The organism is Streptomyces sp. NPDC017890 (assembly GCF_044328675.1).
GTDB lineage: Bacteria > Actinomycetota > Actinomycetes > Streptomycetales > Streptomycetaceae > Streptomyces.
The window spans coordinates 17,946-41,789 of record NZ_JBIRHU010000021.1 but is presented as its reverse complement, the minus strand read 5'-3'; the positions used below and the strand labels follow the sequence as shown (position 1 = coordinate 41,789).

General features: G+C 72.6%; 24 protein-coding genes. 4 read left to right on the top strand and 20 right to left on the bottom strand.

Features of this window, described 5'->3' with window-relative positions:
- Positions 1-47: 47 nt before the first annotated feature.
- The 3 genes from ACH4F2_RS26265 to ACH4F2_RS26255 all read right to left on the bottom strand — a co-directional run bounded on the left by ACH4F2_RS26265 (position 48) and on the right by ACH4F2_RS26255 (position 2,711).
- A complete protein-coding gene (locus tag ACH4F2_RS26265; RefSeq protein ID WP_398135199.1) occupies positions 48-1,034 on the bottom strand; it encodes a helix-turn-helix transcriptional regulator in 987 nt (328 codons plus the stop codon).
- A 45-nt stretch (positions 1,035-1,079) separates the two neighbouring features.
- Positions 1,080-1,898 (bottom strand): hypothetical protein, encoded by an 819-nt coding sequence (locus ACH4F2_RS26260; protein ID WP_398135198.1) that lies wholly within the window; start codon positions 1,896-1,898, stop codon positions 1,080-1,082.
- A gap of 162 nt (positions 1,899-2,060) precedes the next feature.
- A complete protein-coding gene (locus tag ACH4F2_RS26255; RefSeq protein ID WP_398135197.1) occupies positions 2,061-2,711 on the bottom strand; it encodes a transglycosylase family protein in 651 nt (216 codons plus the stop codon).
- A gap of 535 nt (positions 2,712-3,246) precedes the next feature.
- On the opposite strand from ACH4F2_RS26255, the gene ACH4F2_RS26250 reads away from it, so the two are divergent.
- Positions 3,247-4,029, top strand: coding sequence for a hypothetical protein (locus ACH4F2_RS26250; RefSeq protein ID WP_398135196.1), 783 nt, complete (start codon positions 3,247-3,249; stop codon positions 4,027-4,029).
- Between the two features lie 74 nt (positions 4,030-4,103).
- Positions 4,104-4,397, top strand: coding sequence for a hypothetical protein (locus ACH4F2_RS26245; RefSeq protein WP_398135195.1), 294 nt, complete (start codon positions 4,104-4,106; stop codon positions 4,395-4,397).
- Between the two features lie 80 nt (positions 4,398-4,477).
- Here ACH4F2_RS26245 and der read toward each other — a convergent pair whose 3' ends face one another.
- The 5 genes from der to aroH all read right to left on the bottom strand — a co-directional run bounded on the left by der (position 4,478) and on the right by aroH (position 8,951).
- Complete coding sequence (der, locus tag ACH4F2_RS26240; protein WP_398135194.1) at positions 4,478-5,956, bottom strand: ribosome biogenesis GTPase Der; 1,479 nt, start codon at positions 5,954-5,956, stop codon at positions 4,478-4,480.
- Positions 5,957-6,020: 64 nt separating this feature from the next.
- On the bottom strand, positions 6,021-6,680 hold the full coding sequence (locus ACH4F2_RS26235) for a lysophospholipid acyltransferase family protein (protein ID WP_398135193.1): 660 nt from the start codon (positions 6,678-6,680) through the stop codon (positions 6,021-6,023).
- On the bottom strand, positions 6,677-7,372 hold the full coding sequence (gene cmk / locus ACH4F2_RS26230) for a (d)CMP kinase (RefSeq protein WP_398135192.1): 696 nt from the start codon (positions 7,370-7,372) through the stop codon (positions 6,677-6,679). Before cmk ends, ACH4F2_RS26235 begins: the two co-directional genes overlap by 4 nt.
- A gap of 134 nt (positions 7,373-7,506) precedes the next feature.
- On the bottom strand, positions 7,507-8,592 hold the full coding sequence (locus tag ACH4F2_RS26225; protein WP_398135191.1) for a prephenate dehydrogenase: 1,086 nt from the start codon (positions 8,590-8,592) through the stop codon (positions 7,507-7,509).
- Positions 8,589-8,951 carry a chorismate mutase gene (aroH, locus tag ACH4F2_RS26220; RefSeq protein WP_398135190.1) on the bottom strand — a complete coding sequence of 121 codons (363 nt, stop codon included), beginning with the start codon at positions 8,949-8,951 and terminating at the stop codon, positions 8,589-8,591. Before aroH ends, ACH4F2_RS26225 begins: the two co-directional genes overlap by 4 nt.
- Positions 8,952-9,085: 134 nt before the next feature.
- Here aroH and ACH4F2_RS26215 point away from each other — a divergent pair, with 134 nt between their 5' ends.
- On the top strand, positions 9,086-9,481 hold the full coding sequence (locus ACH4F2_RS26215) for a Rieske (2Fe-2S) protein (RefSeq protein WP_398135189.1): 396 nt from the start codon (positions 9,086-9,088) through the stop codon (positions 9,479-9,481).
- A 22-nt stretch (positions 9,482-9,503) separates the two neighbouring features.
- The gene (locus ACH4F2_RS26210; protein ID WP_398135188.1) at positions 9,504-10,256 is read left to right on the top strand and encodes a DNA polymerase beta superfamily protein; all 753 of its coding nucleotides are present in this window, start codon (positions 9,504-9,506) and stop codon (positions 10,254-10,256) included.
- Here ACH4F2_RS26210 and ACH4F2_RS26205 read toward each other — a convergent pair.
- From ACH4F2_RS26205 to ACH4F2_RS26150, 12 genes are all read right to left on the bottom strand, one after another.
- Positions 10,173-10,934, bottom strand: coding sequence for a DNA polymerase beta superfamily protein (locus ACH4F2_RS26205; protein ID WP_398135187.1), 762 nt, complete (start codon positions 10,932-10,934; stop codon positions 10,173-10,175). The two genes, ACH4F2_RS26210 and ACH4F2_RS26205, sit on opposite strands and share 84 nt — an antisense overlap.
- A 4-nt stretch (positions 10,935-10,938) precedes the next feature.
- A complete protein-coding gene (locus ACH4F2_RS26200; protein WP_398135186.1) occupies positions 10,939-11,964 on the bottom strand; it encodes an ADP-ribosylglycohydrolase family protein in 1,026 nt (341 codons plus the stop codon).
- Entirely contained in the window at positions 11,961-12,680 is a 720-nt protein-coding gene (locus ACH4F2_RS26195) for an NUDIX hydrolase (protein WP_398135185.1), read from the bottom strand. The genes ACH4F2_RS26200 and ACH4F2_RS26195 overlap by 4 nt, the downstream gene beginning before the upstream one ends.
- A gap of 80 nt (positions 12,681-12,760) precedes the next feature.
- Positions 12,761-13,876 carry a pseudouridine synthase gene (locus ACH4F2_RS26190; protein WP_398135184.1) on the bottom strand — a complete coding sequence of 372 codons (1,116 nt, stop codon included), beginning with the start codon at positions 13,874-13,876 and terminating at the stop codon, positions 12,761-12,763.
- Positions 13,876-14,529, bottom strand: coding sequence for an SMC-Scp complex subunit ScpB (gene scpB / locus ACH4F2_RS26185; protein WP_398135183.1), 654 nt, complete (start codon positions 14,527-14,529; stop codon positions 13,876-13,878). Before scpB ends, ACH4F2_RS26190 begins: the two co-directional genes overlap by 1 nt.
- The gene (locus ACH4F2_RS26180) at positions 14,526-15,806 is read right to left on the bottom strand and encodes a segregation/condensation protein A (protein ID WP_398135182.1); all 1,281 of its coding nucleotides are present in this window, start codon (positions 15,804-15,806) and stop codon (positions 14,526-14,528) included. Before ACH4F2_RS26180 ends, scpB begins: the two co-directional genes overlap by 4 nt.
- Before the next feature lie 18 nt (positions 15,807-15,824).
- Positions 15,825-16,385, bottom strand: a complete 561-nt coding sequence (locus ACH4F2_RS26175; RefSeq protein WP_398135181.1) for a hypothetical protein — start codon at positions 16,383-16,385, stop codon at positions 15,825-15,827.
- Complete coding sequence (locus ACH4F2_RS26170) at positions 16,370-17,497, bottom strand: ParA family protein (protein ID WP_398135180.1); 1,128 nt, start codon at positions 17,495-17,497, stop codon at positions 16,370-16,372. Before ACH4F2_RS26170 ends, ACH4F2_RS26175 begins: the two co-directional genes overlap by 16 nt.
- Before the next feature lie 387 nt (positions 17,498-17,884).
- Positions 17,885-19,009, bottom strand: a complete 1,125-nt coding sequence (gene ald / locus ACH4F2_RS26165) for an alanine dehydrogenase (protein ID WP_398135179.1) — start codon at positions 19,007-19,009, stop codon at positions 17,885-17,887.
- A 132-nt stretch (positions 19,010-19,141) separates the two neighbouring features.
- The gene (locus ACH4F2_RS26160; RefSeq protein WP_398135178.1) at positions 19,142-21,169 is read right to left on the bottom strand and encodes a tetratricopeptide repeat protein; all 2,028 of its coding nucleotides are present in this window, start codon (positions 21,167-21,169) and stop codon (positions 19,142-19,144) included.
- A gap of 170 nt (positions 21,170-21,339) precedes the next feature.
- The gene (locus tag ACH4F2_RS26155; protein WP_398135177.1) at positions 21,340-21,975 is read right to left on the bottom strand and encodes an NUDIX domain-containing protein; all 636 of its coding nucleotides are present in this window, start codon (positions 21,973-21,975) and stop codon (positions 21,340-21,342) included.
- Positions 21,976-22,061: 86 nt separating this feature from the next.
- Entirely contained in the window at positions 22,062-23,735 is a 1,674-nt protein-coding gene (locus ACH4F2_RS26150) for a CTP synthase (RefSeq protein ID WP_398135176.1), read from the bottom strand.
- Positions 23,736-23,844: the final 109 nt, after the last annotated feature.

The window sequence follows — 23,844 nt, the reverse complement described above, 5'->3', positions numbered from 1 at the left end:
GACGACGTGCGGAGATCGGACATCCGCACAGGAAACACATCCGTTGCTCACAGGTCCTCCCCGGGCCGCTCGGCCCGGGACAGGGCACGGGTGAGCCGGTCGCGCGCCGCCCGGACCGCCTCCGTCAGCCCGTCCGGCTCCAGCACCTCGAAGTCGAGCCCCAGCAGCATCACGTGCACCACCATGAAGTCCAGGCTCCCGGCGCCGGTGCGCAGGAGGCAGCTGTCCGGGCCCTCCGCCTCCAGCACCCCGGCAGTGGGCGAGATCCGCTCGGCGGCCTCCTGATGGGGCACCAGCAGCCGGACGACCGCGTGCGCGGCGTACGCGCGCGTGGAGACGCCCTCGGAGACGTAGGCGGCCAGGTCCTCGGCGGGCGGCTCACGCGGGACGAAGCGGGGCCCGTGCGGCGGCTTCGGCGTGATGCGGTCCACCCGGAACGTGCGCCAGGCCGCGCGGTCGATGTCGAAGGCGACCAGGTACCAGCGGCGCTCGGAGCACACCAGCCGGTACGGCTCGACGGTACGGCGGCTGTCGGTGCCGTCGTGGCCGCGGTACGCGAAGCGCAGCCGCTCGCCGTCCCGGCACAGGTGGGCCAGCTCGGCCAGGACGCCCGGGTCCACGGCGGAGGACCGGGGGCCGCGCAGCATCGGCACGGTGAAGGCGTTCAGGGCGCTCACGCGGCGCCGCAGCCGGTTCGGCAGCACCTGCTCCAGCTTGGCGAGCGCCCGGACGGACGTCTCACCGATGCCCTCGATGCCCTGCCCCGCGGCCGTGCGCAGCCCCACGGCCACCGCGACCGCCTCGTCGTCGTCCAGCAGCAGCGGCGGCAGCTCGGCGCCCGCGCCCAGCTGGTATCCGCCGCCGGTGCCGGGGCTGGCGTTGACCGGGTAGCCCAGCTCGCGCAGCCGGTCCACGTCCCGTCGCACGGTGCGTGGGGAGACGCCGAGGCGGTCGGCGAGGTCGGCGCCGGACCAGTCCCGGTGGGCCTGAAGGAGGGAGAGCAGGCGCAGCAGCCGTGCCGAGGTCTCGAGCATGGCGCCGAGTCTGCCAGCGGTTGCGGACAGTTGCTGTCCGCGTCATCAGGTCTCCAGCAGAGTGACCGACAGTGACAGGTCGTTGTCCCGGGTGTAGTAGGGCCCGGCGTGCACGGGGCCGTGCGGCGTCCGTACGCGCGCGCGTGGATAGGTGAAGACGGGGTGCTTGTCGGCGATGTCGTCCAGCAGCCGAGCGAGGCGCACGGCCGGGCCGGGTTCGCCGGCGGGCCGCAGCCACAGGTCCCACTCGCCCGGCGCCAGGGTGCCGTAGGGCACGGTGAAGCCGAACTCCGCCCGGTCTGCCGCGACGTCCAGCCGGCGCGTACCGCCGTCGCCGGTGCCTGGGCGGGCCCGCAGCTCGGCGTGGGCGCCGGGGGCCAGCCGCGTGCCGTACACCCGTCCCCGTACGGTCAGCCCGTCCTCCGCGAGGCGCAGCTCCCCGGTCTCCGCGTGCGGGGCGCGCAGCCAGCTGCGGACGGTGAGGTTGCCCTGCCGGGTGGCGTACGGGATGCGGACGGCGACGTGGCCGAGCAGGCCGCCGGGGGTGCGGTCGGCGAGGGAGCGCAGGTCGGTGACGCCGGGCACCAGGCGCCGAGGCTCGCCGTCGGACACGCGCGCGAAGGCGTCCCAGCGGCCCTCGGGCAGGGCCACGCTGCTGGGCAGCGCGGCGCGCAGCCGGCCCTCGGCGGCCGGGGCCAGCGGCAGGCTGACCGTGTCGTCGACTCCGTCGGCGGCGCGGCGGCGCAGTATGAGGAGGGCCGCCGCGGGGCCCTCGTGCGCGGCGACGTCGAAGGTCAGACCGCCTGCGGAGTCGCCGATGCAGTCGGCGCGCAGCGGGGCGGCCGGTGGGGTCGACGGCGTCATGCGGTGCGGATCCTCCCTGGACTTCTCGTCGTCCGGTCAGACCCCCGGACCCGGCCTCCTGGTTGTCCGTGTCCGATTGCGATGTGGTCACGGCCGGAAGGCGGGTCCGGGCCCCGCCGCGGGTCCGCCCGGACCGGGTTTTCGCGCGACGGGGAGGCCGGGTCAGAGTTCGAGACGCTGGCCGGGCACGATCATGTCGGGGTCGTCGCCGATGACGGCCTTGTTGACGGTGTGGAGGCGCTGCCAGGTGGTGCCGTACCGGTCGGCGACGGCGCTCAGGGTGTCGCCCCGGCGGACGGTGTAGTCGCCGCGGGACGCGCTGCGGTCGGTGTGGCCGCTCGGCCGGGCCGGCGCCTTCGACGGCCCGGCGGCGGGCTTGACGGGTTCGACGGGCGGGGCCGCGGCCGCCCCGGGCGGGGTGGCGGCGGCCGGTGCGCCGCCCTGTGCCCCGGCCCGGGAGGAGCAGGTCGGCCACGCGCCCCAGCCCTGTGCGCGCTGGACCTTGGCCGCCACGGCGATCTGCTGGGACTTGGTCGCCCTGTCGGCGGTCGGCGCGTAGGCGGTGCCGCCGTACGCGCGCCAGGTGGAGGCGGAGAACTGCAGTCCGCCGTAGTAGCCGTTGCCGGTGTTGATGTGCCAGTTGCCGCCGCTCTCGCACTGGGCGATGCGGTCCCACACTCCGCTGTCCGCCGCCGCCGCGCTGCCGGTCGCGGCCAGCAGTCCGAGGGGCGCGAGCAGTGCCGCCCCGGCGAGGACCGCCGTCGTACGGTTCCTGCGAACCCTGCCGCGAGTGGTATCGGCACATTCGGACATGTATTTCCCTCTCCACGCGACCCGGGCTCCCCCAGGACGGGGCACGCTCGCCGCGCACAGCACGCGGTCGTCGCGCTCCGCCCCGTCCGCCGGTGGCCGTGGTGCGAGCCGGTGGTGCGGTCGGCGGACGTTCCCGAGCGGTGCTCGTTGCACACGGCGGAGGAATCTAGGGAGCCCGCCCGGCCGGATCAACCAACGGCCCGTCATTCCAGGCCAGTCCGCCATTACCTCGGGTATCAGCCATTTCCGGACACCCACTTCATTCGCTGATTTCCTGATTTGTCGACCAACCGGCATGGCGATCTGTGACTCACCTCACCACCTCAACGCCCTTGCGCTTCAAACCAGTTGACGGTGAGTGAGCGATTCCGGCGGACAGATGACCGTGTGCGCCGGATGGTTCGATTCCGTTGGCCATGGGGCGTGACTCCCGCCACAGATCGCCCGTTGTCTTCTGCATGAGCCGGGACCCGCCCGGACCACGGCCCGGGAGCCACCCGGTCCCGCCACGCACCGCATCCCGAGGGAGCCACCCGTGCCGCGCATGCTCGACGTCAGCGACGACGTACGCGCCGAGATCGGCGACGAAGAAGCCGACCGCCTGCTCGCCGGGGAGTCCACCCCGGGCAGCTACGACTGCACGTCCTGCCGCACCCCGGGCGACTGTGCGCAGGAGCGCACCAGCACCGTTCTCTTCATCGGGGACGAGACCGCCGTGCTCGCCTTCGCCCACGCCGGCTGCCTGCCCTCCCAGGTCGTCAAGGTCACCGAGGAGCAGCTCCAGGGGGCCGTGAAGTCCATCAACTCCGACAACTCCCGCCCCGAGCCCGCGCAGGCCGCACCCGAGCCGGCCGTCCTCGGCGTCACCAGCGGACTGATCCTGATCGCCGACGAACTCCACCCGGCCCTCGTGGTCGAGCCGACCGCCCCCATCGCCCGGCCCGGCACGGCCGGCGCCGGCGACGACTTCCTGCCGCTGCTCATCGAACAGGGCTTCATGCCGGTCACCGAGCTGTCCACCGCGCCGGCGGTGCTGCACGGCTGGTCGGTACTGCTCGCGATGGGCCAGCTGCACGCGGTGCTCCAGCCGGGGCCGAACGGCGGCCGGCCGGTGGCCTGGTGGCAGGCGCACCAGCCCCTCCAGGTCACCGAGGGCTGGCGCACGGCGGCCGGCAAGCACCAGCAGGTGCTGGTGTTCGCGGCGCCCGTCGGGTCGATCGGACGGCAGCCGCGTGAGGACCTGCTGCGGGACGCGCTGGACAAGGCGGCGTCGAACGGGCAGCTGGTCGCGGCGGCGCTGCCGCTGGCCGGAACCTGAGCGCCGTCCGTGCGGGTGGCTGACGGCCACCGCCTGGGCCGCATCTCTTCCAGCGCGGGGTCGTTTGGACATACGTGTACGCATACGACGCCTTCCACCGCCAGGGCGGCCCCTCGGCCACGCCGATCTACGACGCGCTCTACGCCGAGTACGTCAGGTCCTTCCGATCACTGCCGGGCGATCGCAGCGGCGAGGAGGAGCTGGGATTCACGGCCTTCCGGAGCATCCCGCGCAGCAGAGGCGCGTACAGCGCCTACAGTGCGGGGGCCCACAGCGCCCGCGTCGGCCACCAGCAGCCGATGTGGCAGCGCGTCGGCACACACCACGTCCCGGCCGCGCTGCCACCGGGCCCGCGCAGAGGCGCCTGACAGCCACGTGAGCGACGAGAGAGGGCGACCCCTTGCCGGGGTCGCCCTCTCTCGTCGCTCTCTTCGCCGTCGCGGCTGCGCTACTTCTTCTTCGCGCCGCGCTTCTCGCGCACCCGCACCGAGATGTGGATCGGCGTGCCGTCGAAGCCGAACTCCTCGCGCAGCCGGCGCTCGATGAAGCGCCGGTAGCCCGCCTCGATGAAGCCGGAGGCGAAGAGCACGAACCGCGGGGGCTTGGTACCGGCCTGGGTGCCGAACAGGATGCGCGGCTGCTTGCCGCCCCGCACCGGGTGCGGGTGGGCGGCGACCAGCTCACCGAGGAAGGCGTTCAGCCGGCCCGTCGGGACGCGGGTCTCCCAGCCGGCCAGGGCCGTCTCGATCGCGGGGACCAGCTTCTCCATGTGCCGGCCGGTCTGCGCCGAGACGTTGACCCGCGGCGCCCACGCCACCTGGCCGAGCTCGGTCTCGATCTCCCGCTCCAGGTAGTAGCGGCGCTCCTCGTCGAGGGTGTCCCACTTGTTGTAGGCGACGACGATCGCGCGGCCCGCCTCGACGGCCATGGTGACGATCCGCTGGTCCTGGACCGAGATCGACTCGGAGGCGTCGACGAGGATGACGGCGACCTCCGCCTTCTCGACGGCGGCGGCGGTGCGCAGCGAGGCGTAGTAGTCGGCGCCCTGCTGGAGGTGGACACGCTTGCGGATGCCCGCCGTGTCAACGAACTTCCAGGTCACGCCGCCCAGCTCGATCAGCTCGTCGACGGGGTCGCGGGTGGTGCCGGCCAGTTCGTTGACGACGACGCGCTCCTCGCCGGCCACCTTGTTCAGCAGGGAGGACTTGCCGACGTTCGGGCGGCCGATCAGCGCGATGCGGCGCGGGCCGCCGACGGCGGTGCCGAAGGTCTGGGCCGGGGCCTCGGGCAGGGCCTCGAGGACCTTGTCCAGCATGTCGCCGGTGCCGCGGCCGTGCAGCGCGGAGACCGGGTGCGGCTCCCCCAGCCCCAGCGACCACAGGTAGGACGCGTCGGCCTCGCCGCTCTGGCCGTCGACCTTGTTGGCGCACAGCACGACGGGCTTGCCGGCCTTGCGCAGCAGCCGTACGACGGCCTCGTCGGTGTCGGTGGCGCCGACCTTGGCGTCCACGACGAAGACGACCGCGTCGGCGGCCTCGATGGCGTACTCGGCCTGCGCGGCCACGGAGGCGTCGATGCCGAGGACGTCCTGCTCCCAGCCGCCGGTGTCGACGACCTTGAAGCGGCGGCCGGCCCATTCGGCCTCGTAGGTGACGCGGTCGCGGGTGACGCCGGGCTTGTCCTCGACGACGGCCTCGCGGCGGCCGATGATCCGGTTCACCAGGGTCGACTTGCCGACATTGGGGCGGCCGACGACGGCGAGGACGGGCAGCGGGCCGTGCCCGGCCTCCTCGATCGCGCCCTCGACCTCCTCGACGTCGAAGCCCTCTTCGGCGGCGAGCTCCATGAACTGCGCGTACTCGGCGTCGCCGAGCGCCCCGTGGTCGTGCTCCCCGCCCGAGCCCTCGGAGTGGATGTGGTCGTTCATGAAGTCCGTACCTCGTTCATCGTGGTGATCGGTGGTGCACCCCCTGTACCGGGTGATCCACTACTCAAAGTGTGGCCCGGCGGCCGGTGAGCCGCCTGGCGTTCTCCAGGTGCGCGGTGAGCTGCTTCTGGATGCGTTCGGTCGCCTCGTCCAGCGCCTTGCGGGTCCGCCGTCCGCTGCCGTCGCCCGCGTCGAAGGGGTCGCCGAAGACGACGTCGACGCGCGAGCGCAGCGGAGGCAGCGCCTTTATCAACCGTCCGGGCCGGTCGGAACTTCCCAGCACCGCGACCGGGACGATCGGTGCGCCGCTGCGGACCGCGAAGTAGGCGAGGCCCGCCCGCAGCGCGGCGAAGTCGCCCTCGCCCCGGGTGCCCTCCGGGAAGATGCCCAGCACGCCGCCGTTGTCCAGGACGCCCAGAGCCTGGGTTATGGCGGTGCGGTCCGCGGTCGAGCGGTCCACCTTCAGCTGGCCGATGCCGAGCAGGAAGGGGTCCAGCGGCCCGATGAACGCCTCCTTCTTGATCAGGAAGTGCGTCGGCCGGGGCGCCACACCCATGACCATCGGGCCGTCGATGTTGTGCGAGTGGTTGACGGCGAAGATCACCGGGCCGGTCGCGGGCACCCGCCAGGCGCCCAGCACGCGCGGCCGGAACAGCCCGTACATCAGGCCGACGCCGATGCGCCGCCCGATCTCGGCGCTCCCCGCCGATGGGACCTCGGTCACTTCCCCGCCCGCTTCTCCTCGACGAGGGTGACGACGCACTCGATGACCTGCGGGAGGGTGAGGTCGGTGGTGTCCACCTCGACCGCGTCGTCGGCCTTGGCCAGCGGCGAGGTCTTGCGGCTGGAGTCGGCCGCGTCCCGCTTGATCAGGGCCTCGCGGGTGACGTTGACGTCGGCGCCCTTGAGCTCGCCGCTGCGGCGGGCGGCGCGGGCCTCCGCCGAGGCGGTGAGGAAGATCTTCAGGTCGGCGTCCGGCAGCACGGTCGTCCCGATGTCACGGCCCTCGACGACGATGCCGAGCGGGGCGGCGGCGGCGATGGTGCGCTGCAGCTCGGTGATCCGGGTCCGCACCTCGGGGACGGCGCTGACCGCGCTGACCTTGGAGGTGACCTCCTGGGTGCGGATCGGGCCGGCCACGTCCACGCCGTCGACCGTGATGGTCGGGCCCGCCGGGTCGGTGCCGGAGACGATCTCGGGCTTGCCGGCCGCGGCGGCGATCGCGTGCGGGTCGTCGGTGTCGATGCCGTTGGTGACCATCCACCACGTGATCGCCCGGTACTGGGCGCCGGTGTCCAGGTAGCTGAGGCCGAGCTGTGCGGCGACGGCCTTCGACGTGCTCGACTTGCCCGTGCCGGAGGGGCCGTCGATGGCGACAATCACGGCCGGAACGGTCGGGGCGGCGCCGTTTTCCACGAGGGGACACCTTCCTGGTGCGGTGCGGTGAGTGGTGTGCGGGACGCGAACGCGTCCCGCACAAGGTTACTGGCTCTCCGGGACCCCTCCGACAGTCGCCCGGCGCCCCGGGTTCGCTGCCCGGATCCGAAAGGTCACTGCCGGATCGCCCAGCCCCGCTCCTTGAGGGCCGCCGTCAGCACGGAAGCGGCCTTCGGCTCGACCATCAGCTGCACCAGACCGGCCTGCTGCCCGGTCGCGTGCTCGATCCGTACGTCCTCGATGTTGACCCCCGCCCGTCCCGCGTCCGCGAAGATACGGGCCAGCTGGCCGGGCTGGTCGTCGATGAGGACGGCCACGGTCTCGTAGGCCCGCGGTGCGCTGCCGTGCTTGCCCGGGACCCGCACCTGTCCGGCGTTGCCGCGCCGCAGGACCTCGGCGATGCCCGTGCCGCCCTCGCGGCGCTTGTCCTCGTCGGATGACTGCAGGGCGCGCAGCGCCCGTACCGTCTCGTCCAGGTCGCCGGCGACGTCGGTGAGCAGGTCGGCGACCGGCCCGGGGTTGGCGGAGAGGATGTCGATCCACATCCCAGGGTCGGAGGCGGCGATCCGGGTCACGTCGCGGATGCCCTGCCCGCACAGCCGTACGGCGGCCTCCTCGGCGTGCTCCAGGCGGGCGGCGACCATGCTGGAGACCAGGTGGGGCATGTGGGAGACGAGGGCCACGGCGCGGTCGTGGGCGTCCGCGTCCATCACCACCGGTACCGCGCGGCAGTGCGAGACGAGCTCCAGAGCGAGGTTCAGCACCTCGGTGTCGGTGTCCCGGGTCGGTGTCAGCACCCACGGGCGGCCCTCGAAGAGGTCGCCGGTGGCGGCCAGCGGGCCGGACTTCTCGCGGCCGGACATGGGGTGCGTGCCGATGTACGCGGAGAGGTCCAGGCCACGCTCCTCCAGTTCACGCCGGGGACCGCCCTTGACGCTGGCCACGTCGATATACCCGCGGGCGGCGCCGCGCGCCATGGCGTCGGCGAGCACGCCGGCCACCAGGGCGGGCGGGGCGGCGACGATCGCGAGGTCGACCGGCCCGTCCGGGACCTGGTCGGTGCCGGCGCCGAGCGCGGCGGCCGTACGGGCCTGCTCGGGGTGGTGGTCGACGAGGTGGACGGTGACCCCGCGCTGGGTCAGGGCCAGGGCGGCGGAGGTGCCGATGAGGCCGGTGCCGATGACGAGTGCGGTTCTCACTGGGCGATGTCCTTGCGCAGGGCCGCGGCGGCGCCGAGGTAGACGTGGGCGATCTCGGCGCGGGGCCGGTCGGACTCGATGTGGGCGAGGATCCGGACGACGCGGGGCATGGCGCCCTCGATGTCCAGCTCCTGGGCGCAGATCAGCGGGACGTCGGTGATGCCGAGCCCCCGGGCGGCCGCGGCGGGGAAGTCGCTGTGCAGGTCGGGCGTGGCCGTGAACCAGATGCTGATGAGGTCGTCGCAGGTCAGGCCGTTGCGCTCCAGGACGGCGGTCAGCAGTGCCGCGACCTGCTCGTCCATGTGCCCGGCCTCGTCCCGTTCCAGCTGGACGGCGCCCCGGACCGCTCGTACCGCCACGGCGATGCTCCTTGCTGACGTGCGTATCGGTTCTTGGTCCGTCCAGCGTAGTCAGCCCGCCGCGTACCGGTGCGGGGTGCCCGTCTCCTGAGACGCTGGCCCCGGCCGTAATCCCCCTCCCCCGGAGCTGCGACATGACCGACATCCCGACCCGCCGTACGGTCCTCCTCTGCACGGGGGCGGCGGCGCTCTGCGTGGGCTGCGGCGACGGAGGCGACGGTGACTCCTCGGCCGCCTCGCCGGGACAGGAGCTGGCGCCGACGAGCGACATCCCGGTCGGCGGTGGCAGGGTCTTCGCGGACGAGAAGGTCGTCGTGACCCAGCCGCGGCAGGGTGAGTTCAAGGCCTTCTCGGCGGTCTGCACCCACCAGAACTGCCTGGTGTCGGACGTGCGGGACGGCACCATCGACTGCGCCTGCCACGGCAGCGGGTTCAGCGTCGCCGACGGCGCGGTCGAGCGGGGCCCGGCGACCAGGCCGCTGCCCGAGAAGCGGATCGCGGTGGACGGAAATTCGGTCCGCCTGGCGTGAGCCGCCCGCGTACGCTCCGGGCATGGAACCCGGGACCCTGGTGCGCGACCACACGATCTACGCCTGTGTCATGGGTTCGCGCGCGTTCGGTCTGGCGACCGAGGACAGCGACACGGACCGCCGGGGCGTGTTCGTCGCGCCGACGCCGCTGTTCTGGCGCTTCGAGAAGCCGCCGACGCACGTGGAGGGACCGGCGGACGAGCAGTTCAGCTGGGAGCTGGAGCGCTTCTGCGAGCTGGCGCTGCGCGCCAACCCGAACATCCTGGAGTGCCTGCACTCCCCGCTCGTGGAGTCCGTGGACGACACGGGCCGCGAACTGCTCGCCCTGCGCGAGGCTTTCCTCTCGCGCCGGGCCTTCGAGACGTTCACCCGCTACGCGCACGGCCAGCGCCGCAAGCTGGACGCCGACGTGCGCACGCACGGTGCCCCGCGCTGGAAGCACGCGATGCACCTGCTGCGGCTGCTGACGAGCGCCCGCGACCTGCTGCGCACGGGCGTCCTGACGATCGACGTCGGCGACCGGCGGGAGTCGCTGCTCGCCGTGAAGCGCGGCGAGGTGCCCTGGCCCGAGGTCGAGTCCCGGATGGGCCTCCTGGTGGAGGAGGGCGAGGAGGCGGCCCGCCGCAGCCCGCTGCCCGCCGAGCCGGACCGGCGCCGCGTCGAGGACTTCCTCGTCCGCGTCCGCCGCGCCTCAGCCCTCCGGGCCGGCCAGACGGATCCGTACGACGAAGTCGTGCAGGGCGTCGTACGCGGTGGGCGCGTCGGGCAGGACTGACGCCGCCTGCGCCTCGTCGAGCACGCCGTGCAGCCGTTCCACGTCGGCGCGCACGCGCGCGTGGTCGACGCCGACGACCCCGTGCTCGCGCTCCGCCTTGGCGGCGATCAGCTCCGGCAGGTAGGCCGGGGTGGCGTCGGCCTCGCCGAGGAGCGTCGGCAGATGGGGCTGCACCTCGCCCGCGCGCATCAGGTGGATGCCGGTGAGCAGCACCCGGAAGGTGTACAGCAGCGGCTTGAGCTCCCCGCTCTTCTCGAACAGCCGCCACTGGGTCTGCGCGAACCCCCGGTAGTGGTGGGCGTGGTGGCCGGTGAGGACGCCCGGCGCGAGGGCGGCCAGCTCCCGATGGGCCTCGGTGGTGTGCACGACCAGCGGGGACAGCAGCTGCTCCAGCACATAGCCGTTGCGCCGCAGCATCAGCCGTACGAACTTGCGCAGGTCGTGCGTGACCAGGTCCATCTCGACGCCGTCCCGGTCCCACATCCGCGACCTGGTCTCCTCCGGCTCGCGCAGCCCGACCAGGTCGGCGGCCGGCAGCAGGTGGACGCCGCGCAGGTCGACGTCCGAGTCGCGGGAGGGGAAGCCGTAGAGGTGGGCGCCCGAGACGGTGGCGAACAGCACCGGGAAGGGCTGTTCGGCCACCACCGGGGCCAGGTCGATGTCGAGGGCGTCGATCATGCGCTCAAGCGTCCCAGAGCGTCCCGAGAGCCAGCAGGTCGCCCCGGTACTCGATACGGCCGGCCCACTCGGCCGGCCAGGCGTCGGCGCCCAGGTGCGCGCCCGCGAAGGCGCCCGCGAGGCAGGCGATGGAGTCGGAGTCGCCGGCGGTGCAGGCGCCGCGGCGCAGGGCGGTCAGCGGCTCGTCGACGAAGAGCAGGAAGCAGAGCAGTCCGGCCGCCATCGCCTCCTCGGCGATCCAGCCCTCGCCGACCACCAGGCAGGGGTCGGTCTCAGGCGAGACGGTGCGCACCGCCTGCTGGAGGCGGTCGAGTACCGCCAGGCACTCGTCCCAGCCCCGGGCGATGAAGTGTTCGGGCGTGGGGTCCTGGGCGCGGGTCCACAGGTCGCCGAGCCAGGCCTCGTGGTAGCGGGTGCGGTTGTCGTAGGCGTACGACCGCAGCAGCCCGATCAGTCCGGTCGGCTCGGCTCCCTGGGCGAGCAGCCGTACGGCGTGCGCGGTGAGGTCTGAGGCCGCGAGCGCGGTCGGGTGCCCGTGGGTCAGTGCGGACTGCAACTGGGCGGCGCCCGCGCGCTGTTCGTCGCTCAGGCCGGGGACCAGCCCGACGGGCGCGACGCGCATGTTGGCGCCGCAGCCCTTGGAGTGGATCTGGGAGGCGTCCTGCCAGGGGCGGTCCGGACGGCGCTCCAGGAGGTCGCAGGCCGTGAGACAGGTGTTGCCCGGCGCCCGGTTGTTGTCCGGCGACCGGTTCCAGGCGATGAACTCCTGCCGTACCGGCTCGGCCATCGCCTCGGGCGTCAGGACTGCGCGGTCCATGGCCGTTTGCAGCCCCTTCCCCAGCGCCAGCGTCATCTGCGTGTCGTCGGTGACGACGGCCGGCCGGGGAAGTTCCATCTCCCGCCACGGGCCGCACTTGGCGAGGATCGCGGGGACGTCGTTGAACTCGGTCGGGAAGCCCAGCGCGTCCCCGAGGGCGAGGCCGGTGAGCGCCCCGGTGGCGGCGCGCTTGGTGACGGTGGTCGTGGTCATGCGGGGCGTCCTTCCCGAGGGGTGCGGAGCAGGGGCGGGTGCAGGGTGGTGGCGGGACCCGCGCGGTGGAGCGCGGCCGGTTTGCCGCGGCCGCCGGTGAGGCGGGCGGCGCCGGGGACCGCTTCGACGAAGCCCGGTGTGGCGAGTACCTTGCGGCGGAAGTTCGGCCGGTCCAGTGCCGTCCCCCACACCGTCTCGTAGACCTGCTGCAGCTCGCCGAGCGTGAACTCGGCCGGGCAGAAGGCGGTGGCCAGGCAGGTGTACTCCAGCTTGGCGCCGACGCGTTCCCGGGCGTCGGCCAGGATGCGGTCGTGGTCGAAGGCGAGGTTCACGGCCGCGTCGTACGGAACCCAGCGGGCCTCGGCCGCGTCGGTGCCCGCGTGCGGTTCGGGCGGGTCGGGCAGCAGGGCGGCGAACGCGACCGACACGACCCGCATCCGGGGGTCGCGGCCGGGCTCGCTGTAGGTCCGCAACTGCTCCAGGTGCAGGCCGGTCACGTCCGCCAGGCCGGTCTCCTCCGCCAGTTCCCGGCGGGCCGCCTCCTCCGCCGACTCGTCCGGCAGCAGAAAGCCGCCGGGCAGTGCCCAGCGGCCGGCGTACGGCTCCTGCCCCCGCTCGACGAGCAGCACGTGCAGTGCGCCCGCGCGGAGCGTGAGGACGGCGAGATCGACGGTGACGGCGAAGGGCTCGAACGCGTACTTGTCGTACCCGTGCACGACGGCCCACCCCCTTAATAGTCACTACGACTATAAAGAGGGCGGGCCGTCGGGACAACCCTCGGGGGGCTGCCGGTCGCCTAGAGCTCGACCTCCTGCATCAGCATCCCGACCTCCGTGTTGGACAGCCGGCGCAGCCAGCCCGACTTCTGGTCGCCCAGGGTGATCGGGCCGAACGCGGTGCGCACCAGCTTGTCGACGGGGAAGCCCGCCTCCGCCAGCATCCGGCGGACGATGTGCTTGCGGCCCTCGTGGAGGGTGACCTCGACCAGGTAGTTCTTGCCGGTCTGCTCCACGACCCGGAAGTGGTCCGCGCGCGCGTACCCGTCCTCCAGCTGGATGCCGTCCTTGAGGCGCTTGCCGAGGTCGCGCGGGATCGGGCCCACGATGTGCGCGAGGTAGGTCTTCTTCACGCCGTACCGGGGGTGGGTCAGGCGGTGCGCCAGCTCGCCGTGGTTGGTGAGCAGGATGACGCCCTCGGTCTCGGTGTCGAGCCGGCCCACGTGGAAGAGGCGGGTCTCACGGTTGGTGACGTAGTCACCGAGGCACTGCCGGCCGTCGGGGTCCTCCATGGTGGAGACGACGCCGGCGGGCTTGTTGAGCGAGAAGAACTGGTACGACTGCGTGGCGACGGTCAGGCCGTCTACCTTGACCTCGTCCTTCTCCGGGTCGACGCGGCGGCCCTGCTCCAGCACGATCTCGCCGTTGATCTCGACGCGCGCCTGCTCGATCAGCTCCTCGCAGGCACGCCGGGAGCCGTAGCCCGCGCGCGCGAGGACCTTCTGCAGCCGCTCGCCCTCCTGCTCGGCGCCCGGGAAGGTCTTGGGCAGCTTGACGTCCTTCTTGCCCGCGTACCGCTCCCGGTTGCGCTCCTCGGCCCGCGCCTCGTACTCGCGGGACGTGGCCGGGACCGAGCGTCCCCGCTGCAGGGGCTTCTTCGGCCCGCCCTTGGCGCCGCCGCGGGCCGCCGGGCCGCGGCCCGACTTCGGGCCCTCATGGGTAGCGCCGGGACCCACGTCGTAGCGCCGCTCCTCGGGGCGCGGCCTCTTGGGACGGCCGCCCTGCTTGTCGTCGCGGTTGCCACCGGCGCCGCGGGGGTTCCCGCGGCCACCGCTGCTCCCGCCGCGGCCGCCGCTGTTGCCACCACGGCTCCCGCCGTTGTTTCCGCTGCTGTTCCTGCCGCTGCTGCTTCGCATCAAAGTTCCGTCTTGTCGTCTGCGTCCTCGGAATCCGGGGCGTCCGGATCGAACGACGGGACCCCTTCCAGTGTCTCGGCCTCGATAGCCGCCGCCTCCGGGAGGAAGGGCGCGAGCTCCGGGAGCTCGTCCAGGCCTCGCAGGCCCATCCGCTCCAGGAAGTAGTTCGTCGTCACGTACAGGATCGCACCTGTTTCGGGTTCCGTGCCCGCCTCCTCGACCAGACCCCGTTGCAGGAGGGTGCGCATCACACCGTCGCAGTTCACGCCGCGCACCGCGGAGACGCGGCCGCGGCTGACCGGCTGGCGGTAGGCGACCACCGCGAGGGTCTCCAGCGCGGCCTGGGTGAGGCGGGCGTGCTGGCCGTCCAGGACGAAGCCCTCGACGGCCGCCGCGTACGCGGGGCGGCTGTAGAAGCGCCAGCCGCCCGCGATCAGGCGCAGCTCGAAGCCGCGGCCCTGGACGGTGTACTCGTCGGCCAGCTCGCGCAACGCGTCGGCGATCTGCCGCCGGGGCCGCTGGAGTATCCGGGCGAGGTGCTCCTCGGTCGCGGGCTCGTCGACGACCATGAGGACGGCTTCGAGGGCGGGCTTGAGTTCGAGGCCGGCGACGGCGCCCGGCCCGCCCACGGCCCGCGTGGTCTCGTCACTCACGCCTTGCGTTCCTCCTCGGTCGTCTCGGGCGGCCGGTCGAACTCGTCCGTCACCACCGGCTCGGCCTCCCCGTCCCCGCCCGTCCAGCGCACCAGCAGATCGCCGAGCGCGGTCTCCTGGTCCAGCTCGACGGCCTTCTCCCGGTACAGCTCCAGGAGTGCGAGGAAGCGGGCCACGACGGTCAGCGTGTCCTCGGTGTCCTCGACCAGGGCCCGGAAACTGGCCTCGCCCAGCTCCCTCAGCCGGGCGACGACGATCCCGGCCTGCTCCTGCACGCTGACCAGGGGCGCGTGAATGTGCTCGACGTAGACCTGCGGCTTGGGCTTGGGCTGCATCGCCTTGACGGCGAGCTTGGCGAAACCCTCCGGCCCGATGCTGATGACGACCTCGGGCAGCAGCTCGGCGTGGTGGGGTTCCAGGCCGACGGTACGGGGGTAGCGGCGGGCCTCGGCTTCGAGCCGCTCGTTGAGGATCTCCGCGATCTGTTTGTACGCGCGGTACTGCAGCAGCCGCGCGAAGAGCAGGTCGCGGGCCTCCAGCAGCGCCAGGTCGGCCTCGTCCTCCACCTCGGCGGCGGGCAGCAGCCGGGCCGCCTTCAGGTCGAGCAGCGTGGCCGCGACCACCAGGAACTCGGTCGTCTCGTCGAGGTCCCAGTCCGCTCCCCGCGCCCGGATGTGCGCCATGAACTCGTCGGTCACCTTGGACAGCGCGACCTCGGTGACGTCCATCTTGTGTTTGGAGATCAACTGGAGGAGCAGATCGAACGGCCCCTCGAAGTTGGCGAGCCGCACCTTGAAGACACCGTCGCCCCCGTCGCCGGGCGCGCCCTCCGCCGGGTCCTCGGGCCCGCCTCGCGGCGAGGCCTGCGACGCCACGGACGCGCCGGCCCCCGCCTCGGGGTCGGCCCCCGCCACCCCGCCGGCCACAGGAGCGCCCTGCGGCGCGCTCTCGCGGCCTGCGGGGCCGTACGCGGCCCCGTCGGCCCCGGAAGCCTCCGGCGCGACGGCAGACGCCCACGGCGCGGTTCCCGGGCCCACGGCGGACGCCCGGGCCGCCGCACCCGGCGCCGCGGCGGGCGGCCGCGGCGCGGTCGCCGGCGCCCCGGACGCCGGCCGAGCGCACGGAAGCTCGCGGGGTCCGGTGCCGGACGGCACCTCCTCGGGCGCCTCGGTGACCGGCGGGGCCGGCGGAGTCGCCCCCGGCTCTCCAGGTCCTCTCCCCAGCGCACGCCGACGGCCGGCGCGGGCGCCGGGGCGGGGGGCGTCGTTCGAGGTCATGGCCCCCGCAGGCTACCGCTACCGCCCGCGCAGCCGTCGTACGAGGATGCTGGCGTCCCCCCGGGTCTCCAGGTCCGCGAGGACCACGGCGACCGCCTCGCGGACGATGCGGCCGCGGTCGACGGCCAGCCCGTGCTCGCCGCGGAGCACCAGGCGGGCGTGCTCCAGGTCCATGAGCTCCTCGGCGGAGACGTACACGGTGATCTTCTCGTCGTGGCGCTCACGACCGCTGGGACGGCGCGAAGGGGACCGTCCGCGCTTGCGCGGCTGGGCGGTGGCAGAACCTTCCTGCGCGCCCGGACCCGGCCCGGAGCCCCGCGCGGAGCCACGGCTGCGCGACTCGCCCGCCGAACCCGGTTCCGCGTCCGCCGCGGCGTGCTCCGCGCCCTCGCCGTCACCGCCCTGCGCGGGCACCGACTGCGGCGCGTCCTCGGCGGCGGCCTGGTCGCTCTCCCCCGCCGGCGCCGGCACCCGGGCGTCGCCGCCCGCCGGTCGCCGCGGGGAGGACGCCTGGAGCGCCGTTCCCCCTGTCGTACGGAAGAGTTCGTCGGCCCCCGGCAGACTCACTCGGCGTGACACCGGGCGAGCACCTCCCTGGCGAGCTGGCGGTAGGCGGCGGCACCGACGGAGTTGGAGGCGTACGTGGTGATCGGCTCACCGGCGACCGTGGTCTCCGGGAAGCGGACCGTGCGCCCGATGACCGTGTGGTAGACGTGGTCGTCGAACGCCTCGACGACACGCGCGAGCACCTCACGGCTGTGCACCGTGCGCGAGTCGTACATCGTGGCGAGGATGCCGTCGAGCTCCAGGTCGGGGTTGAGCCGCTCCTGGACCTTCTCGATGGTCTCGGTCAGCAGCGCCACACCGCGCAGCGCGAAGAACTCGCACTCCAGCGGCACGATCACCTTGTGCGCGGCCGTCAGCGCGTTGACCGTGAGCAGGCCGAGCGAGGGCTGGCAGTCGATCACGATGTAGTCGTAGTCGTCCATCAGCGGCTTCAGCGCCCGCTGCAGCGTGGACTCGCGCGCGACCTCGCTGACCAGTTGCACCTCGGCCGCCGACAGGTCGATGTTGCTGGGCAGCAGGTCCATGTTGGGGACCGCCGTCTTCAGCAGCACCTCGTCGGCCGCCATGCCCCGCTCCATGAGCAGGTTGTAGACGGTGAGGTCGAGCTCCATCGGGTTGACGCCGAGACCCACCGACAGCGCGCCCTGCGGGTCGAAGTCGACGAGCAGCACCCGGCGCCCGTACTCGGCGAGCGCGGCACCCAGGTTGATGGTCGACGTGGTCTTGCCGACGCCGCCCTTCTGGTTGCACATCGCGATGATCTTCGCCGGGCCGTGTTCGGTCAGCGGACCCGGGATCGGGAAGTAGGGCAGCGGGCGTCCGGTCGGACCGATGCGCTCACGGCGCTGGCGGGCCGCGTCGGGCGCGAGCGTGGCGGCGTACTCGGGATCGGGCTCGTACTCCGCGTCGGGGTCGTAGAAGTGCCCCTCGGGCAGTTCGTCGTAGTCGGCGAAGTGGTTGCGGGACGCGCCACTTCCGTTGCCGGCCATGGCGTTCACGTGTTGGCCATCCATACTCATGTGTGCTGTCTGAGTTGCCTGCGGACTCTGGTGGGCTGCGAAGGTGTGTACAGCGACGGAGCCGACAGCCTCGAGACGCCTGGGGCTGTGGGCCCGTGCAGGCATTCCTGGTTGACCACCCCCGGGAGTAAATGTCGACTCATTCACAAGTCGTCTTACCTCCTTGGTGACCAGGAAACTTCTAGACAGGTCAGCGTGGCACCATGCCGACGTTCGGCGACTCTATGGCGTGTCGGCCGTCCGCAGCAACACAATCCGCCGGACCCGGCCTGATGTGTCGGCAATGAAACATCCCTCTGTCAAGGGCGTACGGCCGTCGCACAGCAGGTTTCACCGGTGCGCGAATCGGTTGAAGCGTTACGTTCGAGGCGAGTTGGCCGAGAATCGCAAAGTGACCATACACACACCCGGCCGGACCTTGTCGGGCAAGGTCCGGCCGGGTGTGCGGGGTTGACGGCGACTGTTGACGTATCGCCTTTACCGTTTGATGACTTAGGCGAGCAGGGTGGCCGGGTCGACATACTCCAGGCCGTGCGCCTCGGCGACCTCGCGGTAAACCACCTTGCCGTCATGCGTGTTGAGGCCCTTGGCCAGCGCGGCGTCGCGGCGCAGCGCCTCGACCCAGCCGCGGTTCGCCAGTTCGACGATGTACGGCAGCGTGGCGTTGGTGAGCGCGTTGGTGGAGGTGTTGGGCACCGCGCCCGGCATGTTGGCGACGCAGTAGAAGACCGAGTTGTGGACCTTGAAGGTCGGCTCGGCGTGCGTGGTCGGGTGCGAGTCCTCGAAGCAGCCGCCCTGGTCGATCGCGATGTCGACAAGGACACTGCCCGGCTTCATACGGGAGACCAGCTCGTTGGTGACCAGCTTCGGGGCCTTGGCGCCCGGGATGAGCACCGCGCCGATGACCAGGTCGGCGTCGACGACGGCCTTCTCCAGCTCGAAGGAGTTGGACATGACGGCCTTGACCTTGGTGCCGAAGATCTTGTCGGCCTCGCGCAGCTTGTTGATGTCGCGGTCGAGCAGGGTCACGTCGAAGCCCATGCCGACGGCGATCTGGGTGGCGTTCCAGCCGGAGACGCCACCGCCGATGACGACGGCCTTGGCGGGGGTCACGCCGGGGACGCCGCCCGGCAGCACACCGCGGCCGCCGTTCGCGGCCATCAGGTGGTAGGCGCCCACCTGGGGGGCCAGCCGGCCCGCGACCTCGGACATCGGGGCCAGCAGCGGCAGCGCGCGGCCGGGCAGCTCGACCGTCTCGTAGGCGATGGCGGTGGTGCCGGACTCGACGAGCGCGTCCGTGCACTCCTTGGAGGCGGCCAGGTGCAGGTAGGTGAAGAGCGTCTGGTCCTTGCGGAGGCGGTGGTACTCCTCGGCGACGGGTTCCTTCACCTTCAGCACCAGGTCGGCGGTGGCCCAGACCTCGTCGGCGGTGTCGAGTATCCGCGCGCCGGCGGCGACGTACTCGGCGTCCGGGATCGAGGATCCGACGCCGGCCTCGCGCTCGACGACGACCTGGTGGCCGTGGCGCACCAGCTCGTGCACGCCGGCGGGGGTGATGGCCACCCGGAACTCGTTGTTCTTGACCTCGCGGGGGATGCCGACCTTCACGTCGATCACGGTCCTTGACTCAGAGGGTTGGGCTATAGCTACACATACCCGCGCACACGTGGGCACAACGGGAGAGACCGCAAGAACGTGCGGCAGAGCCAGTCTAATGAAGGCGTTCCGTCTGTCCAGCCTTTCAAAGCATCAATCTTCAGACGTTGCGCTGCGGATTTCGCAGGCTTCAGCGGGATCTTCCCTCAGCATGCGGTCGGCCACGCTCCGCTGCAGGCCCGCCGCCGCGGGATCGCCGAGACGGTCGAGCGTGTCGGCCAGCCGCAGGTGCAGCGCGGCCTGGAGCCGGTCGTCCTCGGCGCGGCGGGCCCAGTCGACGGCCTCCTGGCAGGTGCGCAGCGACTCCTCGGGGCGTCCGGCGTACTCCTGGACCCGGGCCAGCTCGCTCAACGCCCGCGCGTGCGCGGCCACATCGCCCGTCCTGCGGTACCCGGCGACCGCGGCGCGCCAGCACCGCAGCGCCTCGCCGTAGCGGCCCGCGTAGGTGTGGGCGGTGGCGATGCGGCCGTAGATCCGGGCGGCGTCGGCGCGCTCGTCGCGGGCGAGCCGCTGGGCGAGGGCCCGGCCGAACCAGTCGGCGGCCCGGTCGTAGTCGCCCAGCTCCAGGTGGGCACCGCCTACGGATTCCATCGCGCGGCCGGTCGCGTACGGGTCGTTCGCCTCGCGTCCGGCGTCCAGCGCGGCGCGGTAGCGCACCAGGGCCTCGGCGGTGCGGCCGGTGCGGGCGTCCAGATCGGCCAGGTTCAGCAGGGCCGCGGCCTTCTCCCGGGGCAGCTCGCGGCGCTCGGCCACGTCGAGGACGAGGCGGTGGACGCCGTACAGGTCGGGGGCCGCCGCCTGGGTTCCGAAGTGGGCGACCATGGCCCGCACCAGCTGGGACAGCAGCCGCCGGGCGAGGGTGTCCAGTTCCCCGTCGGCGACCGCGAGCCGGGCCGCGGCCAGCAGGGCTGGCCGGCGGACGCGCAGCCACTCGGCGGCGGCCCGCGGGGTGGGAAAACGCAGGGCTCGCGGTGTGCCGAGGAGCTTCTCGCGGGCCTGCGGGCTGTCGGTCTCGGTGACCGCCCGGCAGGACTGGAGCAGCCGTACCGTCCGCTCCAGCATGCGGGCGCGGGCGAGCTGGAGCTCGGCGGGGCGGTCGTGGGTCTCGGCGAGGGTCCTCAGCCGGTCGTACAGGCACCCGGGGACCTCGTACTCGGGCAGCGGGGAGTCGGCCGCGCGCAGCACGCCGAGGGCGACGAAGTCGTCCAGCAAGGTGCGGGCGCCGTTCACCGAGCAGCCGGCGAGCGCGGAGGCGGTGTGCGGGTCGACCAGACCGGCCGGAGCGAGGGACAGCAGCCGCAGTGTCCGGGCGGCGGAGCTGGGCAGCGACGCGTAGACGAGGCGGAAGACGCGGCTGAGCGGGGTGCCTTCGTCACCCTCCGTGTGCATGTGCTTGGCGAGGTCGGCGACGGCCGCCTGGGGGCGGGCGGCGAGCCAGCCGCCGGCCAGGGTCAGCGCGGCGGGCTGGGCCTGGCAGACCTCGACCAGCTGCTCGGCGGCCCGGGGGTCGACGGTGATGCGGACCGAGCCGGTGTGCCGGGACAGCAGTTCCACGGCCGACTTGGTGTCGAGTCCCCCCAGCGTGCACGGGCGGACGTCCGCGATGCCGGTCAGCGGACCCTCGGCGACGGCGACGGCCAGGCAGTCGGGGGTGTCCGGCAGCAGGGCGTCGACCTGCTCGGCGTCGGCCGCGTCGTCGAGCAGGAGCAGGACCCTGCGGTCGGCGAGGGCGGTGCGGAGAGCCTCGGTGAGGTCGTCCGCGCCGGCCCCGGGCGGGGCGGAACGGTCCAGCTCGGTGAGGAGCTCCCGGGCAAGCCGTCCGACGGGCACGCGCGTGCCGTCCGGTTCGCTCAGCCGGGCGCGCAGCACGCCGTCGGGGTAGGCGTCCGCGACCTGGGCGGCCAGCTCCTCGGCGAGCGCGGTGCGGCCGGAGCCGGGCCGGCCCGCGATGAGCAGCACGCGCGCGCGTGGGGCCTTGCGGCCGGAGAGGGTGTCCAGGCCCGCGCGTTCGATGTCGGCGCGCAGTTCCTTCAGCTCCCGGGTGCGGCCCAGGAACCGGTTCTCCTCAGCAGGGCCCTCCGACAGCCGGACGCTGTTCGTGTCCACCGCCTGATCCGTCACGGGTCACGCTCCCGATCCCACCGCACGCCGGCGCCCGCCGGAACCCCGGTTCGGGCGTTTCCAGAGCCTAGTTCACGCTCTGCTACGTTCCCGGCGGAGCGCGGCGGGCGCATCCCTCGATCGGATCAACCGATGGTCACACCGCACCGTCGAAGGGGCTCGGGCGGGATTCAGGCCTCGAACGGACGCGCCGGCCAGGGCGCCTCCGCCGGACGGAGGGTGTCGAGTCCGTCGCCCTGCTCCGCCGCGACCAGCGACAGCACGCCCACGACCAGGCAGTTGTTGTGCAGCTCACCCGCGAGCACGCCCCGCACCAGCTCCGCGACGGGCACCCGCGCCAGCTCCATGTCGGCCTCTTCGTCCTCGACCTCGAAGCGCTCGCCCTCGGCCTCGGACAGGTTCCGGGCGAGGAAGATCCGTACGGCCTCGTCGCAGCCGCCGGGGGTGGTGTAGACGTCGGTCAGCACCCGCCAGTCCTCGGCCTTGACGTGCGCCTCCTCGTACAGCTCGCGCTGCGCGGCGTGCAGCGGGTTCTCGCCGGGGACGTCGAGCAGACCGGCCGGGATCTCCCACAGCTTCTCGCGCACGGGGTGCCGGTACTGCCGGAGGACCAGCACCCGCCCCTCGCCGTCCAGGGCGAGGACGGCCACGGAACCGGGGTGGACCTGGTAGTCGCGGGTCACCACGGAGCCGTCGGGCATGACCACGTCGTCCGTGCGGACGGCAGTCTTCTTGCCCCGGAAGGGCGTCTCCGTGCCCCGGACCTCCCACTCCTCGGGGATGTCCTTGATCGTGCTGCCCGTCATGCCTGACCTGCCCTTCCAGACGTACGCGAAAAGCCGGGGCCCGCGCCGTCGGATGCGCGCGCCCCGGCCACCGTACAACCGGTGTGCTACTTCGACTTCGCCGTCTTCCGCTCGACCGCGGCCTTGACCAGCCCGGCGAAGAGCGGGTGCGGGCGGGTCGGGCGCGAGCGCAGCTCCGGGTGGGCCTGCGTGGCGACCAGGTAGGGGTGGACGTCGCGCGGGTACTCGACGTACTCGACGAGCTTGCCGTCCGGGGAGGTGCCCGAGAAGACGATGCCCGTCTTCTTCTCCAGCTCCGCGCGGTAGGTGTTGTTCACCTCGTAGCGGTGGCGGTGGCGCTCCTCGACGTACTCCTTGCCGTCGTAGACCTCGCGCACGATGGAGCCCTCGGCCAGCTTGGCCGGGTACATGCCGAGCCGCATGGTGCCGCCCATGTCGCCCTCACCGGCCACGATGTCCAGCTGCTCGGCCATCGTGGAGATGACCGGGTGACCGGTGGCCGGGTCGAACTCGGTGGAGTTGGCATCCGTGATGCCGGCCAGGTTGCGCGCGGCCTCGACCACGATGCACTGCAGGCCCAGGCAGAGACCGAGGAGCGGGATCCGGTTCTCGCGGGCGTACTTGATCGCGCCGACCTTGCCCAGCACACCGCGGTCGCCGAAGCCGCCCGGGATGCAGATCGCGTCGACGTCACCGAGCTGCGCCTTGGCGCCGGCCGGGGTCTTGCAGTCGTCGGACGTGACCCACTTGATCTTCACGCGGGCCTTGTTGGCGAAGCCGCCCGCACGCAGCGCCTCGGTGACCGACAGGTAGGCGTCGGGCAGGTCGATGTACTTGCCGACCAGGGCCATGACGATCTCGTGGTCGGGGTTGTGGACGCGGTCGAGCAGGTCGTCCCAGGTCGTCCAGTCCACGTCGCGGAACGGCAGGTCCAGCTTGCGGACCACGTAGGCGTCCAGGCCCTCGGCGTGCACGACCTTCGGGATGTCGTAGATCGAGCGGGCGTCGGGGCAGGCCACCACGGCGGCCTCGTCGACGTCGCACATCAGGGAGATCTTGCGCTTGATCGCGGTCGGTACCTCGCGGTCGCAGCGCAGCACGATCGCGTCCGGCTGGATACCGATGTTGCGCAGCGCCGCGACGGAGTGCTGGGTCGGCTTCGTCTTCAGCTCGCCCGAGGGGCCGATGTACGGCAGGAGCGAGATGTGGACGACGAAGACGTTGTCGCGGCCGACCTCGTGGCGGACCTGGCGGACGGTCTCCAGGAACGGCAGCGACTCGATGTCGCCGACCGTGCCGCCGACCTCGGTGATCACGACGTCCACCTCGTCCGTCGCCATGCGGCGGATGCGGTGCTTGATCTCGTTGGTGATGTGCGGGATGACCTGGACCGTGTCGCCCAGGTACTCGCCGCGCCGCTCCTTGGCGATCACCGTGTTGTAGACCTGACCGGTGGTGACGTTGGCGGAGCCGTCGAGGTCGCGGTCGAGGAAACGCTCGTAGTGGCCGATGTCCAGGTCGGTCTCGGCGCCGTCGTTGGTGACGAACACCTCACCGTGCTGGAAGGGGTTCATCGTGCCAGGGTCGACATTGAGGTACGGGTCGAGCTTCTGCATCACGACGCGAAGACCCCGTGCCTTGAGCAGCATGCCGAGGCTGGAGGCGGTCAGCCCCTTGCCGAGCGAGGAGGCGACACCCCCGGTGACGAAGATGTGCTTGGTCGTCGAGGCTGTGCTGTTTCGAAAAACAGAGGGCGGCATGGCCAAGAGGGGGCTCCCGTGGTCGCGGTCTGGGTGCTGTGCGCTCGTCGTCCGACCCGGTCGTCCCGGGTTGTCGTCGGCGGCGCCGTCGCTGCGGTTCCGGGGTTTT

Excerpts from the sequence above, each read along its gene's own strand:
- ACH4F2_RS26265 (WP_398135199.1), bottom strand. The coding sequence starts at position 1,034 with ATGCTCGAGACCTCGGCACGGCTGCTGCGCCTGCTCTCCCTCCTTCAG.
- ACH4F2_RS26260 (WP_398135198.1), bottom strand. The coding sequence starts at position 1,898 with ATGACGCCGTCGACCCCACCGGCCGCCCCGCTGCGCGCCGACTGCATC.
- ACH4F2_RS26255 (WP_398135197.1), bottom strand. The coding sequence starts at position 2,711 with ATGTCCGAATGTGCCGATACCACTCGCGGCAGGGTTCGCAGGAACCGT.
- der (WP_398135194.1), bottom strand. The coding sequence starts at position 5,956 with ATGAACGACCACATCCACTCCGAGGGCTCGGGCGGGGAGCACGACCAC.
- ACH4F2_RS26215 (WP_398135189.1), top strand. The coding sequence starts at position 9,086 with ATGACCGACATCCCGACCCGCCGTACGGTCCTCCTCTGCACGGGGGCG.
- ACH4F2_RS26210 (WP_398135188.1), top strand. The coding sequence starts at position 9,504 with ATGGAACCCGGGACCCTGGTGCGCGACCACACGATCTACGCCTGTGTC.
- ACH4F2_RS26205 (WP_398135187.1), bottom strand. The coding sequence starts at position 10,934 with ATGATCGACGCCCTCGACATCGACCTGGCCCCGGTGGTGGCCGAACAG.
- ACH4F2_RS26200 (WP_398135186.1), bottom strand. The coding sequence starts at position 11,964 with ATGACCACGACCACCGTCACCAAGCGCGCCGCCACCGGGGCGCTCACC.
- ACH4F2_RS26190 (WP_398135184.1), bottom strand. The coding sequence starts at position 13,876 with ATGCGAAGCAGCAGCGGCAGGAACAGCAGCGGAAACAACGGCGGGAGC.
- ACH4F2_RS26180 (WP_398135182.1), bottom strand. The coding sequence starts at position 15,806 with ATGACCTCGAACGACGCCCCCCGCCCCGGCGCCCGCGCCGGCCGTCGG.
- ACH4F2_RS26170 (WP_398135180.1), bottom strand. The coding sequence starts at position 17,497 with ATGCCTGCACGGGCCCACAGCCCCAGGCGTCTCGAGGCTGTCGGCTCC.
- ACH4F2_RS26155 (WP_398135177.1), bottom strand. The coding sequence starts at position 21,975 with ATGACGGGCAGCACGATCAAGGACATCCCCGAGGAGTGGGAGGTCCGG.
- ACH4F2_RS26150 (WP_398135176.1), bottom strand. The coding sequence starts at position 23,735 with ATGCCGCCCTCTGTTTTTCGAAACAGCACAGCCTCGACGACCAAGCAC.